At 69.9% G+C, this 13,911-nt stretch carries 14 protein-coding genes; 8 read left to right on the plus strand and 6 right to left on the minus strand.

Going from position 1 to position 13,911, the window contains the following annotated elements:
- Window positions 1-22: 22 nt before the first annotated feature.
- Entirely contained in the window at window positions 23-796 is a 774-nt protein-coding gene (gene larB / locus NL115_RS02840; RefSeq protein WP_254831708.1) for a nickel pincer cofactor biosynthesis protein LarB, read from the minus strand.
- A 208-nt stretch (window positions 797-1,004) separates the two neighbouring features.
- On the opposite strand from larB, the gene NL115_RS02845 reads away from it, so the two are divergent.
- On the plus strand, window positions 1,005-1,172 hold the full coding sequence (locus NL115_RS02845; RefSeq protein WP_254823250.1) for a DUF1931 family protein: 168 nt from the start codon (window positions 1,005-1,007) through the stop codon (window positions 1,170-1,172).
- A 74-nt stretch (window positions 1,173-1,246) separates the two neighbouring features.
- Here the strand turns inward: NL115_RS02845 and rpiA are convergent, their stop codons facing one another.
- A complete protein-coding gene (rpiA, locus tag NL115_RS02850; protein WP_254831709.1) occupies window positions 1,247-1,978 on the minus strand; it encodes a ribose-5-phosphate isomerase RpiA in 732 nt (243 codons plus the stop codon).
- A gap of 15 nt (window positions 1,979-1,993) precedes the next feature.
- Between rpiA and NL115_RS02855 the strand changes: the two genes are divergently transcribed.
- Both NL115_RS02855 and glmM read left to right on the plus strand, forming a co-directional pair.
- A complete protein-coding gene (locus NL115_RS02855) occupies window positions 1,994-2,284 on the plus strand; it encodes a hypothetical protein (RefSeq protein WP_254831710.1) in 291 nt (96 codons plus the stop codon).
- 63 nt (window positions 2,285-2,347) lie between these two features.
- A complete protein-coding gene (gene glmM, locus NL115_RS02860) occupies window positions 2,348-3,658 on the plus strand; it encodes a phosphoglucosamine mutase (RefSeq protein ID WP_254831711.1) in 1,311 nt (436 codons plus the stop codon).
- 17 nt (window positions 3,659-3,675) lie between these two features.
- On the opposite strand, the gene NL115_RS20760 is transcribed toward glmM, so the two are convergent.
- Window positions 3,676-3,834: a DUF7563 family protein gene (locus NL115_RS20760; protein ID WP_434084007.1), complete on the minus strand. Its 159-nt coding sequence runs from the start codon at window positions 3,832-3,834 to the stop codon at window positions 3,676-3,678.
- Window positions 3,835-4,009: 175 nt separating this feature from the next.
- Between NL115_RS20760 and NL115_RS02865 the strand changes: the two genes are divergently transcribed.
- The 3 genes from NL115_RS02865 to uvrB all read left to right on the plus strand — a co-directional run bounded on the left by NL115_RS02865 (window position 4,010) and on the right by uvrB (window position 8,344).
- On the plus strand, window positions 4,010-4,705 hold the full coding sequence (locus NL115_RS02865) for an SDR family NAD(P)-dependent oxidoreductase (protein WP_254831712.1): 696 nt from the start codon (window positions 4,010-4,012) through the stop codon (window positions 4,703-4,705).
- A gap of 156 nt (window positions 4,706-4,861) precedes the next feature.
- Window positions 4,862-6,172: an MFS transporter gene (locus NL115_RS02870; protein WP_254831713.1), complete on the plus strand. Its 1,311-nt coding sequence runs from the start codon at window positions 4,862-4,864 to the stop codon at window positions 6,170-6,172.
- Window positions 6,173-6,271: 99 nt separating this feature from the next.
- Window positions 6,272-8,344, plus strand: a complete 2,073-nt coding sequence (gene uvrB, locus NL115_RS02875; protein WP_254831714.1) for an excinuclease ABC subunit UvrB — start codon at window positions 6,272-6,274, stop codon at window positions 8,342-8,344.
- 5 nt (window positions 8,345-8,349) lie between these two features.
- Here the strand turns inward: uvrB and NL115_RS02880 are convergent, their stop codons facing one another.
- Window positions 8,350-10,677, minus strand: coding sequence for a hybrid sensor histidine kinase/response regulator (locus tag NL115_RS02880; protein ID WP_254831715.1), 2,328 nt, complete (start codon window positions 10,675-10,677; stop codon window positions 8,350-8,352).
- 129 nt (window positions 10,678-10,806) lie between these two features.
- On the opposite strand from NL115_RS02880, the gene NL115_RS02885 reads away from it, so the two are divergent.
- Window positions 10,807-11,244 carry an acyl-CoA thioesterase gene (locus NL115_RS02885; protein WP_254831716.1) on the plus strand — a complete coding sequence of 146 codons (438 nt, stop codon included), beginning with the start codon at window positions 10,807-10,809 and terminating at the stop codon, window positions 11,242-11,244.
- 206 nt (window positions 11,245-11,450) lie between these two features.
- Here NL115_RS02885 and NL115_RS02890 read toward each other — a convergent pair whose 3' ends face one another.
- Window positions 11,451-12,290, minus strand: coding sequence for a sugar phosphate isomerase/epimerase family protein (locus NL115_RS02890; RefSeq protein ID WP_254831717.1), 840 nt, complete (start codon window positions 12,288-12,290; stop codon window positions 11,451-11,453).
- 169 nt (window positions 12,291-12,459) lie between these two features.
- On the opposite strand from NL115_RS02890, the gene NL115_RS02895 reads away from it, so the two are divergent.
- A complete protein-coding gene (locus NL115_RS02895) occupies window positions 12,460-13,179 on the plus strand; it encodes a DUF5806 family protein (protein ID WP_254831718.1) in 720 nt (239 codons plus the stop codon).
- A gap of 72 nt (window positions 13,180-13,251) precedes the next feature.
- On the opposite strand, the gene NL115_RS02900 is transcribed toward NL115_RS02895, so the two are convergent.
- On the minus strand, window positions 13,252-13,887 hold the full coding sequence (locus tag NL115_RS02900) for a DUF7529 family protein (RefSeq protein WP_254831719.1): 636 nt from the start codon (window positions 13,885-13,887) through the stop codon (window positions 13,252-13,254).
- Window positions 13,888-13,911: the final 24 nt, after the last annotated feature.

Below are 13,911 nucleotides of genomic sequence, written 5' to 3' on the forward strand. Positions count from 1 at the left end.
CGACCGCGGGCCGGCGTGGCGGTCACTCGGACGCCTCCCGGGCGGCGCTGACGGTCCGGGCGACCAGGCCCGCCTGCGACCCCGCAGTGAACCCCGCACCGATGTTGACGACCGTCAGCGGCGTGCAGGACTGGAGCATGCCCGACAGGGCAGCCTGTCCCACTCCACCGTGGCCGTAGCCGGTCGCAACCGGGAGCCCGATGACGGGCGCGTCGACCAGCCCCGCGACCACCGTGGGGAGCGCCCCCTCGCGCCCGGCGGCGACGACGAGCACGTCCGGCTCGCGGATCTCGGGGAGCGCGTCGAGTACCCGGTCGATGCTGGCGACCCCCACGTCCTCGACGAGCCGGATATCGGCCCCCATCTCACGGGCGACCGTGACCGCCTCGCGTGCCGGCTGGGCGTCGGACGTGCCGGCGGTCACGACACCCACGCTCGCCGACAGCGCGGGCGGTTCGTAGTCGGGGGCGTGGACGACGACCGTCCGGCCGCGCTCGTCCCACGCGACGGTCGCATCCGGTTCCTCGGCCGCGAGCACGCGCCGGACCGCCGTCGCGTCTTCGGTATCGGCCCGCGTCACGAGCGCGTGGCCGGTCGTCTCGACGGCGGCGGCCGCGAGTGCCGCCACCTCGGGCGCAGTCTTCCCCTCGGCGAGAATCCCCTCGGGAATCCCCGTCCGTCGCTCCCGGGCGGCGTCGAACCGCCCGGCGTCGAGCGTCGTGTACCCACGGAGTTCGGCCTCGGCGGTCGCCGGGCTCGTCTCACCGCGAGCGACCCGTTCGAGCAAGTCGCGCATACCCGGCCTCTGCGCGCGCGAGCGGACGTGCCTGTCGGTTCCGCCCGTCGATACCCGACCGGGGCGACCCGTAGCCGCAAAGAATATATAAAACCCCCTTGGACCGTAACGGTTCGGCGTTTCAGAGGCCCCAAAACGGCCGATAGAAGCGGCGAAACCACCCGGCTTCAGTCACTATTATAAAGGGGGCCTGTCAACGGGAATCCGTATGGCAGACCTGATCGTCAAGGCCGCTGTGAAGGACGCACTGGACGACATGAACGTTGCTTCGGACTTCTACGACGCGCTCGACGAGGAAGTCGAGGAGCTCCTCGAGGACGCCTCCCGCCGAGCCGACGCCAACGACCGGAAGACGGTCCAGCCGCGCGACCTGTAAACCGGTTCGACCCTCTCGATTCTTTCGCGCACTCCACCCCGTAGCCGCATCTCTCGCGGTCGTCGAGGATAGTCTCAGAACTCGTGGACGACCGTGTCGTCGACCAGCCCCACGTGGAGTTCGGCGGCGAGGTCGACGAAGAGCCCGTGCGCAACGACGCCCGGTATCGCGTCGAGTTGCGTGGCGAGGTCCCCGGCCGCCTCGATGGTTCCGAAATCGCAGTCGAGCACGAGGTTCCCGTTGTCGGTCACGACCGGGCCGTCCTTGCGCTCGGCGGCCCGGAGGGACGGTTCACCACCGAGGTCACGGACCCGCGTTTCGACCGTCGGGACGGCGTCCGGCAACACCTCGACCGGGACGGGGTGGTCGGGTACCGGCGCGAGCTTCGACTCGTCTACCACGACCAGCAGCCGGTCTGCCGCCGCGTCGACGACCTTCTCGCGGGCGTGTGCGGCCCCGCCGCCCTTCACGAGGATGGTCCCCTCGGCGTCGGCGAACCCGTCGCCTGTCACGTCACCGACCCCGAGCGGCGCGACCTGGTCCGCGCCGTCGATGGCCACGTCGGGCGTGGCGTCCTCCAGCGTCGTCAGCGGGAGGCCGGCCTCCCGGGCGAGCGCCCGGGACTGATGGGAGGTCGGGATGCCCCGGATATCGAGCCCGCCATCGACGACCCGCCCGAGCGCCCGGATGGCGTGGGCGGCCGTGCTCCCCGTGCCGAGGCCGACGACCTCGCCGTCGCTGACTCGGTCGGCGGCGGATTCGCCGGCCCGGCGCTTGGCCGCTGCCGCCCCGTCGTTCGACTTCATGCGCGTGGCGTCTCGGTGGCGGGTATAGAAGCCACCGACAGCGAGCGTGGGGGGTCGGCGCGGGCCCGCGACAGCTTCGAGTCGTTCCGGAGCGAACCAGCGACCATGCCCGCCTGCACCTACTGCGACGCGCCGGTCGAGAATCACGACCCGGTCTGTGTCTGCGAGTGCGACGACGGGACCGGCTCCAGCATCGACGCGCGGTTCTGCAACTACGCCTGTCTGGTCCAGCACGTCGAGGAGGCGGGGCTCACCCTCGGTGCGAGTTGCGAGTGGTCGCCCGACGGCGCCGGTGACCGCTGTTGAATCCGGGCGGAAGCGGGGTGTAGGCCGAGCATATTTTTACGGCACCCGGCCGGGTCTCCAGCCATGTTCGGAACCAGCGGCGTGCGTGGGCCCGTCGGCGAGGACGTGACCGCCGAACTCGCGCTCCGCGTCGGGCGCGCGCTCGGCGACCGCGACCGCGTCGTCGTCGGACGGGACCCCCGTGACTCGGGGCGGCTCCTCGTGGATGCGCTCGCGGCCGGCTGCCGGGAGTGCGGCGTCGAGGTCGTCGACCTCGGCGTCGCCGCGACCCCCACCGTCGGCCGCGCGGTCGCGTGGGAGGACGCCGACGCCGGCGTCGCCATCACGGCCTCGCACAACCCCGCACCCGACAACGGCATCAAGCTCTGGCAGCCCTCCGGGCAGGCGTTCGACGGGCCCCTGCGTGAGGAGATCGAGGGCCGCGTCCGCGCCGACGACCCCGACCTCGCGGCGTGGGACGGGCTCGGCGACCGGCGACGAGCAGACGCGACCGACCGGCACGCCGCCGCGCTGGTCGACGCCGTCGACGACTGCGAGCGCTCGGTCGCCCTCGACATCGGCAACGGCGCGGGCGGCGTGACCGCGACGGCGCTCGCCGACCTGGGCTGCCACGTCGAGACGCTCAACGCCCAGCCCGACGGCTCGTTCCCGGGGCGGCCCTCCGAGCCGACGCCCGAGCACTGCGAGAGCCTCGCGACGCTCGTGCGAGAGGGAAAGGCCGACCTCGGCATCGCCCACGACGGCGACGCCGACAGGATGCGCGCGGTGGCGGGCGACGGCGAGTTCCTCTCCGGCGACACCCTCCTGGCGGTACTGGCAGGAGACGCGGCGAGCGACGGCGATTCCGTGGCTGTCCCTGTCGACACGAGCCTCGCGGTCGAGGACTTCCTCGCCGAGCGCGGCGTGGAGACGGTCCGGACACCCGTGGGCGATGTCTACGTCGCGGCCGCCGCGGCCGAGGACGGCGTCGCGTTCGGCGGCGAACCCTCGGGCGCGTGGATATGGCCCGAGGAGACGCTCTGTCCCGACGGCCCGCTCGCGGCCTGCCGGCTGGCCGCACTCGACGCCGAGCGACCGCTGGCCGAGCGTGCGGCCGACGTGCCGACCTACCCCATCCGCCGCGAGAACGTCGAGACCGAGGCGAAGACGGCGGTCATGGAGCGGATTCGAGAGACCGTCACCGCGGAGTACGACGCCGCCGACGTGTCGACGCTGGACGGCGTCCGCGTCGACCGGGGCGGCGGCTGGTTCCTGCTCCGCGCCAGCGGGACCCAGCCGCTCGTCCGCGTAACCGCCGAGGCACGTGACCCCGAACGGGCCGACGCGCTCCGGGAGACGGCGCTATCGCTGGTCGACGCTGCACGCAGTGAGTAGGGGGCCGCAGAATCAGGTCAGGTTCGTCGGGTCGAGCGCGCCTCTCGTACGTCCGCGCCGTCGCGGATCTTATCCTCACACCGGGGGCAGACACGGGGGCTCTCGACACCGTTCGGTGTGAAGACCCGAGCGTATGCTGCCGTTACGAACGAAGAACAGTTCTGACACTCCGGCATACACCTACACAATGGGCTGGGTTTCACATAATGATACTGTGTGAAACGATACCACGATTCCGAAGCTAGAACTTGAACGTTCCGGCAACGGAAGGTGGCGCCCACATATTGCTGTGTCCAGCCGGTGACACGCGACCGGCCAAGAGCTAAGCATCGGGCGGCCGAGTTCGCCCCCGTGACACACACCACCGTCATCGCCGGGGTCGGGCCCGGGCTCGGCGAGTCGCTCGCCCGTCGGTTCGCGGCGGAGGGCTGTGAGGTCGCGCTGCTCGCGCGCAACGCGGACTACCTCGACGAACTCGCCATCGACCTCGACGGCAGCACCGCGGGCGAGGCGCTCGCGATTCCGACCGACATCAGCGACCGCGACGCCGTCCACGAGGCGTTCGGCGCCGTCCGCGAGGCGTTCGGCGACGTGGACGTCCTCGTGAACCACGCCTCCGCGGCCGCGTGGGACGGCCTCCTCGATGCGGACCCCGAGGCGTTCCGCCGCGCGCTCGGCGTCAACGTCGAGGGGGCCTTCCACTGCTCGCAGGAAGCCGTCGCGGACATGGTCGACGGCGACGGCGGCACCGTCATCTTCACCGGCGCGACGACATCGGTGCGGGGCCGCGAGAACGCCGTCGGCTTCTCGGCCGCGAAGTTCGGCGCCCGCGGGCTGGCCGAGTCGATGGCGCGCGAACTGGGACCCGAAGGCGTCCACGTGGCGCACGTCGTCATCGACGGGATGATCCGGCCGCCCGGCTCGGACGACGACGAGCAGTACCTCGACCCCGACGCCATCGCCGAGGAGTACTGGAAGCTCGTCCAGCAGGACCGCTCGACGTGGACGCTGGAGCTCGACCTCCGGCCACACGTCGAAGAGTTCTGATAAAAACCCGACATTGTCAAGGTCCGGTGCTATGGTCGGTTCCTCCGTGCGGGACGGACGGATGCGACACAGGCGACAGCACGGTGCCGGAGATGTACCATCCCCGGACCGGACATCGACGGGTTATTCAAATCCAGCGGACACAGCGCAGTCATTGTGAGCCTGCTCAAGGACCCCGAACGGCGCCGGTGGCTCGTGTTCGCCGTGCTGGCGGGAGCGTTCCTGCTGGTCAACGTCCACCGCCTCTCCACCGCCGTCCTGGCCGACCCGCTCGCACGGTCGTTCGACACGACGGCCGCCGAACTCGGAACGCTGCACGCCGCGTTCTTCTACGTCTACGCACCGCTCCAGGTCGTCGCCGGCGTCCTCGCCGACCGCGCGGGCATCCGCTGGACCGCCGCCATCGGCACCGTCGTGATGAGCGTCGGCGGCGTGGCGTTCGCGGTGGCGCCGTTCTTCCCGGCGGCGTTCGCCGCGCGCCTGCTCGTCGGCCTCGGCGGGAGTGTCATCTTCATCGCCACGCTCCGGTTCTGCGCGAACTGGTTCCGCCCCGACGAGTTCGCCACCATGTCCGGCGTCACCATCGCCATCGCGGGCCTGGGCGGTATCGTCGCCACCACGCCGCTCGCGCTACTGGTCGAGCGGACGGGCTGGCGACAGGCGATGCTCGGCCTGGGCCTCGTCGGACTGGTCGTCGGCGCCATCGTCGCGGTCGCCGCGCGGGACTCGCCGGCCGACGCCGACCTGCCCGCCATCAAGGGCGTCCCGTCGGCCGAGACCCTCTCGCTGTCGGGCGTCCTCACGAACGCGAAGCGCGTCCTGGGCGGCGCCGACACCTGGCTCGTCGGCATCGTCCTCTTCTGCGAGATCGGGGTCAACCTCACCGTCATCGGGCTGTGGGGCGTCCCCTACATGGTGCAGAACTACCCGGCTGTCGGCGTGACGGAGGCCTCGACGTACGCGCTGGCGGGGAGCGTCGGCCTCCTGCTCGGCCCACCGCTCATCGGCCGCCTCTCGGACCGACTGGAGCGCCGGACGGCCCTGATGGTCGTCGGCGGAGTCATCTACACCGCCGCGTTCGGCATCCTCGCGCTGGGCACGCCCCCGAAGTTCGTCGTCGGCGTCGTGCTGTTCACGGCAGGCGCGCTCGGCGGCGCGTTCGCGCTGGGCTACGCCGTCGTCAAGGAACAGCACAGCGCCGCCGCCTCCGGCGTCGCCACCGGGACCGTCAACGCCATCGGCTTCTCCGGCGCGGCCGTCTTCCCGGTCGCGATGGGCGTCATCCTCGACGCGTACTGGACCGGCGAGACGGTCGCCGGCGCGCGCGTCTACACGGAGTTCGGCTACCAGGTCGCGTTCGGCCTGGCGACGCTCGCGGGCCTGGTGGCGCTGGCCTGCGCGCTCGCGCTCCACCGGCGCGTCGGCGCGCCCGCCGCGGCGCAGGACGCCGCCGCCAGCGACGACTGAGAACCGACCGCCGCCCGCCGCTCCTACGACCTCCGCGTCCCACGACCACTTCCACCGCGCGGGCGCGCCGCTCAAGTGCGCGCGCGCCCTGCCACGTGTATGAGCGATTCAGCGGGCGGCGCCCTCTCGCCCGACGAGCCCGAGGCCGAACGCCCGTTCCGGGTCGACGCCCCGTTCGACCCCGCCGGCGACCAGCCCGACGCCATCGAGGAACTGGTGGCGGGCTACGAGTCCGGCATGACGAAACAGACCCTGCTGGGTGTGACGGGGTCGGGCAAGACCAACACCGTCTCGTGGGTGGTCGAGGAGCTCCAGCAGCCCACGCTGGTCATCGCCCACAACAAGACGCTCGCTGCACAGCTGTACGAGGAGTTCCGCAACCTGTTCCCGGACAACGCCGTCGAGTACTTCGTCTCCTACTACGACTACTACCAGCCCGAGGCCTACGTCGAGGGGACGGACACGTACATCGACAAGGACGCCTCCATCAACGACGAGATCGACCGGCTGCGCCACTCCGCGACGCGCTCGCTCCTCACCCGGGACGACGTCATCGTCGTCGCCTCCGTCTCGGCCATCTACGGCCTGGGTGACCCCGCCAACTACGTCGAGATGGCGATGCGGCTAGAGGAGGGCGACGAGATCGACCGCGACGAACTGCTCGCCCAGCTCGTCGACCTCAACTACGAGCGCAACGACGTCGACTTCACCAACGGCACCTTCCGCGTGCGCGGGGACACGGTCGAGGTGTTCCCGATGTACGGCCGGTACGCGGTCCGGGTGGAGTTCTGGGGCGACGAGGTCGACCGCCTCCAGAAGCTCGACCCTCTGGAGGGCGAAATCAAGAGTCAGGAGCCCGCGGTCCTGTTCCACCCGGCCGAGCACTACTCCATCCCCGAACAGCGCCTCCAGCGCGCCATCGACGAGATAGAGGACCTGATGGAGGACCGGGTACGCTACTTCGAGCGCCAGGGCGACCTCGTCGCCGCCCAGCGCATCGAGGAACGCACCACCTTCGACCTCGAGATGATGCGCGAGACGGGCTACTGCTCGGGCATCGAGAACTACTCGCTCCACCTGTCGGACCGCGAGGCCGGCGAGGCCCCCTACACCCTCCTTGACTACTTCCCGGACGACTTCCTCACCGTGGTCGACGAGTCACACCAGACGCTCCCGCAGATTCGCGGGCAGCTCGCGGGCGACAAGGCGCGCAAGGAGTCGCTCGTCGACAACGGCTTCCGGCTCCCGACGGCGTACGACAACCGACCCCTCTCCTTCGAGGAGTTCGAGGAGCGCACGGACCGCACGCTGTACGTGAGTGCGACGCCGGGCGACTACGAGCGCTCTTCATCCGAGCAGGTGGTCGAGCAGATCGTCCGGCCCACCCACCTCGTCGACCCGAAGGTGACCGTCGAACCCGCCGAGGGCCAGGTCGAGAACCTGATGGACCGCATCGATGCGGTGCCCGAGGGCGAGCGCGTCCTCGTGACGACGCTCACCAAACGGATGGCCGAGGACCTCACCGAGTACCTCGAGGACGCCGGCGTCGACGTGGCGTACATGCACGACGAGACGGACACGCTCGAACGCCACGAACTCGTCCGGAGCCTGCGGCTCGGCGAGATACAGGTGCTCGTCGGAATCAACCTGCTCCGCGAGGGGCTGGACATCCCCGAGGTGAGTCTGGTCGCCATCCTCGACGCCGACCAGGAGGGCTTCCTCCGCTCGGAGACGACGCTCGTCCAGACGATGGGTCGCGCGGCCCGGAACGTCAACGGCGAGGTGGTGCTGTACGCCGACGAGACGACGGACTCCATGCGGTCGGCCATCGAGGAGACCCAGCGCCGCCGCGAGATACAGCAGCAGTTCAACGAGGCACACGGCCACACCCCGACCACCATCGAGAAGGCGGTCGGCGAGACGAACCTGCCGGGCGCGAAGACGGAGACGGGCGGCGTCTCGGGGTACGAGGCCGACGACCCCGACGAGGCACGGGAGCTGGTCGAGACGCTGGAGCACCGGATGCGTGAGGCCGCCGACAACCTGGAGTTCGAGCTGGCTGCAGACATCCGTGACCGCATCCGCGAACTGCGCGAGGCCTTCGAACTCGACGGCGACGACGGCGTCCCGCCCGAGGACGAGTCCATCCCGGCACCGGACGAGGAGCTCTGAAACCCCTACTTCAGCGTCTCGACGCCGGTGAACTCGAAGCGGGCGCCACCGGTCTCGCTCTCGGTCGCGGCCACCGCCCAGCCGTGCGCGGCAGCGACGGTCTCGACGATGGTGAGGCCGAAGCCGGTCCCGCCGGCCTTCGTGGAGTACCCCTGGTCGAACACCGAGTCACGCTCCTCGGGAGGGATGCCGGGACCGTCGTCGGCGACGTAGAAGCCGCCGCCGCCGTCCGCGAGCGGGCCGACGGTGACGACGACCTCCGGGCCGGCGTGCTCGACCGCGTTGCGGTAGAGGTTCTCGAGGAGCTGGGCGAGCCGGTCGGGGTCGGCCGCGATTCGGGGGGTCGACGGGTCGACCGCGAGCGTCGCACGCGGCGTCTCGACGTTCCCCCACGCGCGTTCGGCCAGCGCCGACAGGTCGACGGTGCGGGTCTCACCGACCGCTTCCCCCTGCCGGGCCAGCGTCAGCAGGTCCTCGATGAGTCGCTCCATGCGGTCGGCGGCGTCGGCGATGCGGTCGAGATTCTCGTCGTCGTACCTCTCGGCGGCGAGGTCGACGCTCCCCTGGATGACGTTCAACGGGTTCCGGAGGTCGTGGCTCACGATGCTGGTGAAGGCATCGAGGCGTTCGTTCTCGCGCTCGAGCTGCTTGCGCTCGGAGATGTCGACGTAGAGCGCCAGCGAGCCGACGACCTCCCCGGTCTCTCCCTGCCGCGGCACGGCACGGAGCAGCGCGTCAACGCGCTCGCCGTCGCTGGTGACCAGCCCCCGCTCCTCGTGGGTGAACTGGTCGGTCAGGGCCCGGTCGTATCCCCCCTGGTCGAGGAGTTCGTCCACGGAGCCGTCCGTGTAGAACGCCGCGAGTGGACGACCGAGAACCTCGTCGCGCTCGTAGCCCAGCGTGTCGAGGAAGAGCTGGTTGCAGGCGTCGACGACGGGCGTGCCGTCCTCGTTCCGGGTGAGCACACCCATGACCGGTGCCTCCTCGAACAGGTCGCGGTACTGCTCGCGGAGCCGGTCGGTCAGTTCCACGCGGTTGATAGCGTGGGCGACGGTGGTCCCGAGCTCGTCGAATACGGCGAGTTCGCGCTCGCCGAACGCCCCGGGGCGGTCGGCGTAGACGTTCAGGACACCGTACAGCGTCTCCTGATAGACGAGCGGCACCGCGGCCGAGGACTGGAACCCACGCTCACGGGCGGCCTCGCGCCACGGCTCGAAGTCGGGGTCCTCGAGGATGTTCTGGACGGCCTGTGGCTCGTGCGTGCGTGCTGCCCGGCCACCGGGGCCGAGGCCCGTCTCGCTCCGGTCGGTCGTGACCGTGATGCTGTCGAGGTAGCCCTCGTCGACACCCGCCCAGGACGCCGGGACGATAGTCGAGTCCTCGGTCACGTGCCCGACCCACGCGAACACGTACGGTTCGGAGTCGGCCAGTTGCTCACAGAGCACCTGGTCGATATCGTCCCTGCTCTCGGCCTGGACCACCGCCTGTGTGGTCTCGCGGAGCGTCCGGTTGATGCGGTTCAGCTCCGCAATCTCGTCTTCGCGCTGTTGACGGTCGCTCGCGTCGCGGATGGTAGCGACGATCTCGGCGTGGTCGGCGATCTCCATCGGGCTGAGGCTGACATCGACCGGGAACTCCGTCCCGTCCTTGCGCCGGCCGTGCAGGTCTCGGTCGGTCCCCATCGGTCGCTGCTCCGGGTCGCGCATGTACGACTCGCGGTAGTCGACGTGTTCCTCGCGGTACCGCTCCGGAACGAGCGTCTCGACGGGTTCACCCTCCAGCTCCGTCGCCTCGTAGCCGAACAGCCGCTCAACCTCCTCGTTGGCGCGTCGGATCCGCCCGTCGGTACCGACGATGACGATACCGTCGGGAGCAGCATCCATGTGTTTCGAGACACGCTCTTCGGCCCGGCGCTTCGCGACGGCGTTTTTCACCTGCCGAGCGAGTACCTCGTAGTGGTCCGTCCCGGTCTCCTTCTGGAGGTAGTTGGTGACGCCGGCCGAGATGGCCTCGCTGGCGAGGTCCTCGCTGCCCTTCCCCGTGAACAGGATGAAGGGGATATCGGAGCCCCTCGCCCGAATCTGCTCCAGGAACTCGATGCCGTTCGTCCCCGGCATCTGGTAGTCCGAGACGACACAGTCGAACGGCTCGTCGGCGAGTCGGTCGAGCCCCGCGGCCGCATCGTGTTCCACGACGACGTCGAGCGATTCGTCTGCTCGCTCGAGGAACCGCGACGTGATGTCGGACACCCCCGGATCGTCATCTACCAGCAGTACGCGTACGGCGGTATCTCCGTCCGGACGCGGCCGGGCCGTGGCTCTGTTGGCCGCCATTCTGCGGGTCGTACCCGACCGACAGAAATATGCTTTGGCATCGAATCGAGCGGTGGGAGACGTGCGCCGATACGGGTTCGCTCCTCGTGGAGGCACGGTCTTTTACCCCCCACCGCCGAATCCGGAGCCATGCCCGACCTCGTCGACACACGCATCCAGAACCGGTGGATGGTCCAGCCCAATCACGCGAACAACCTCGGCGCCGCTCACGGGGGGAACGTCCTGAAGTGGATGGACGAGGCCGGTGCGATGAGCGCCGTCCGTTTCTCCGGGGAGATCTGCGTCACCGCACACATGGACGAGGTGAACTTCAAACAGCCCGTTCCCGTCGGGGAGACGGCGTTCATCGACGCCTACGTCTACGGCGCCGGCCGGACCAGCGTGAAGGTCCGCACGCAGGTCTACCGTGAGGACCTCAAGAGCGGCCGCCGGGAGCTGACGACCAACTGCTACATGGTGTTCGTCGCCATCGACCAGGACAACGAACCGGTCCCGGTCCCGGACCTGACCGTCGCCACCGAGGAGGGCGAACGGCTCCACGCGGAGGCGCTGGCGGACGCACCGTAGCTGGACTGGAGCTCGGGCGGAGACAAGTCGAATTACACAGATAGCACCTAGTCAGACAATTTATAACACGCGTTATAGATGTCTGCGACACACAGATGAAAAATGCCCGCCAGCATGGAATGATACCATCCACCAGCGGGGAGTCTGCCGGTGCTGGTCGGGGACACTTCACCTTCGCCGTCTCGCTTCTGGGCAGTCGGAGCGGACTACCGGCCCAGCAACCGGTCGACATGCCGTTTTCCCAGGGCGATGCTGTCGAGGTCTCGGGTCCCCACCTCGAGCGTCGCGGGACCCGACCAGCCGTCCAGCGCCGCGAACAGACCGGCGAAATCGAGTTCGCCCATCCCGGCGGGGAGATGCTCGTCACCGCCACCGCGGGTATCCGAGAGGTGGAGGTGGTCGATGCGGTCGGCGTTAGCGGCGGCGTACTCGCCCAGTTCGACGGGTGGGTCCCCCAGAACTGCGTGTGCGGTGTCGAACGTCGTTCCGAGGCCGTCGGCTGCTCCGTCCTCGGCGAGCGCGTCGACCAGGTCGTCGAACTCCGGCGCGACGAAGGGCCCGTGGATGACGTTCTCCGGCACCGGCGTGACGCCCCGCTCCCGTGCGGCTCTGACGACGCGTCGGGTCCCGTCGACCACGAACTCCCGGACCTCGGTGTCGGTCCAGCCGAGGTCCCACGCATCCGAGGCGGGGTGGAACACAGCCTTCTCGGCCCCGAGGTCGGCCGCCAGGTCGAGACAGGCCCGGCACTCGCGGACGGCCCCGTCCCGGACAGGACCGAACGGCGAGCCGAGGTCGAGCGTGAACGGGAGGTGAACGACGAGCGAGAGCCCAGTGTCGTCGAGGGCGTCCGCGAGGGGGTCGCGCCAGGCATCGGCGCGGGAGCGAGCGTGTGGTCCGTCCAGCAGTACCTCCACGAGGTCGAACCCCTCGCTCGCGGCCCACTCGACCGTCGACCCCACGTCGCGGTGCGGGAGGGTGAACCCCAGGTCGAGGTCGACCGAGGCGTCGACCGGGTCCGGGTCCGGGTCTGGGCGGGTGAACACGGTTGGAGGTCGTCGGCCGCCGTGTTCAACCTCATGGTCGGTGGCACGCTCCGGCGATGCCGCCACCCATGCCGGCGAGCGCGGCCGGGACGCCGGTCGTCGGTCGGTCGTCATCGGCCCGTCCGACACCGCCGACACCCCTTTGACCGGGAGGGCCCCACGCCACGGTATGACCGACGAGGCCGACGGACGACCGGAGGGGGAGCCGGACGTCGATGGGATGGGAACCGCGCCGACGCCCCGTGACCCCGGGGCGACGGAGTCGGCGGTCCGACGGGTCGAGGCGGCCGACGACCCGACGACACCGATGGCGCCGGACGTCCCCGAGGACGTGCGCAAGTACGACCGCTTCAAGAAGATGGACGGCGCCACCTACGACCGCGCCAACGAGTTCCTCCGGGACCGGACCTACATCACGGCCCGGGAGTGGGCCATCGCGCGGCTGTGTGCGGACTTCCGCACGGAGACGGGCGTCGAGATGACGAAAATCGGCGAGAACCTGCCCCACCTCGTCCCGTTCATGACCGATACCTACTCGCCCCAGGCGGTGAACCAGGCGCGGGCCTCGTTCAAGGAGAAGGTCCGAAAGTCCGGCGCGACCTTCCTCTACGGCGCGATGTGTGATTTCTACACCGCCGAGGAGCTGGACGAGTTGATGTACGAGGTGACCGAGGTCGCGAAGTTCCTGCTGGAGGTCGAGGGCGTCGAGCTGACCGTCGAGGAGGAACTCGCCGCGGAGGACCGCATCGGCGACGTGATGCGCGAGGTGCGCGAGTCCTCGGCGGCACTCCGACACGACCACGTCACCTGCCCGGAGTGTGGCCACGAGATCGAGGGCGACGGTACGAACCACGAGAGCGACCACGAACCCGCCAGCGCGGACGACTGACGGCCCGCCGGCACTGTTCCTCCGCGACGAGTCCGGGGTGGCATACGGAACGTCCCAGCCAGGAGTCCCGAGCTACGCGTCCTCGTCGGGGTCCGTCTCGGTCCCCTCGGCCGCCGACCGGTCCGACGTTCCCGGCGTTCCCTCGCGGGTTCGGGCCGTCCGTGGCATCCCGGCGCCGGGGAAGAACAGGCTCGGGTCGTCGTGGGTGAACGAGACGGTGGCGTCATCCTCGGGGGGCGTGACGTGGGTGTAGAACGTATCGTCGACCACGGTACGGAGCCCCTCGAGCCGGTCCTCGTCGACCGCCGCGGGGACGAAGATGGCCACCTCGGCGTCCGCGCTGTAGAGGATGGTGAGGAACTGTATCTCGCCCGGGAGGTCGGCCCGGAGGACCTCGTACTCGTCGATCTCGTGGACGCTGACGACCTCGTCCAGCCCGTCGAACTCCTCGCGCTGGACGACCACGCCCACGCCGGGCTCGTCGTCGTCGATGACGCCGCTGGCAGTCGGGTGGAGAACGGTGGTCCGCCAGCCGGCCTTGCGGTGCTCGTCGGCGGACTGTTCCATCTCCAGCACGAGCTGTTTCCAGTGGTTCTCCGTGGCGCCGTCGGGGACCTCCCCCGGGTCGACATCCTCGCCGGCTTCGGGAGCCTCGTCACCCTGGGACGCCTCGCTGTGCGCGTCCGTCCCTGCGGTCTCGTCGTCCATGTCCTCACTCCGGGGCGGGGACGT

Source organism: Haloglomus salinum, assembly GCF_024298825.1.
Taxonomy (GTDB): Archaea; Halobacteriota; Halobacteria; order Halobacteriales; family Haloarculaceae; genus Haloglomus; species Haloglomus salinum.

Bases quoted from the DNA above. Each gene is read 5' to 3' on its own strand.
- uvrB (WP_254831714.1), top strand. From the start codon at position 6,272: ATGAGCGATTCAGCGGGCGGCGCCCTCTCGCCCGACGAGCCCGAGGCC.
- NL115_RS02895 (WP_254831718.1), top strand. From the start codon at position 12,460: ATGACCGACGAGGCCGACGGACGACCGGAGGGGGAGCCGGACGTCGAT.
- larB (WP_254831708.1), bottom strand. From the start codon at position 796: ATGCGCGACTTGCTCGAACGGGTCGCTCGCGGTGAGACGAGCCCGGCG.
- NL115_RS02900 (WP_254831719.1), bottom strand. From the start codon at position 13,887: ATGGACGACGAGACCGCAGGGACGGACGCGCACAGCGAGGCGTCCCAG.
- NL115_RS02880 (WP_254831715.1), bottom strand. From the start codon at position 10,677: ATGGCGGCCAACAGAGCCACGGCCCGGCCGCGTCCGGACGGAGATACC.
- NL115_RS02845 (WP_254823250.1), top strand. From the start codon at position 1,005: ATGGCAGACCTGATCGTCAAGGCCGCTGTGAAGGACGCACTGGACGAC.
- NL115_RS02885 (WP_254831716.1), top strand. From the start codon at position 10,807: ATGCCCGACCTCGTCGACACACGCATCCAGAACCGGTGGATGGTCCAG.
- glmM (WP_254831711.1), top strand. From the start codon at position 2,348: ATGTTCGGAACCAGCGGCGTGCGTGGGCCCGTCGGCGAGGACGTGACC.
- rpiA (WP_254831709.1), bottom strand. From the start codon at position 1,978: ATGAAGTCGAACGACGGGGCGGCAGCGGCCAAGCGCCGGGCCGGCGAA.
- NL115_RS20760 (WP_434084007.1), bottom strand. From the start codon at position 3,834: ATGCCGGAGTGTCAGAACTGTTCTTCGTTCGTAACGGCAGCATACGCT.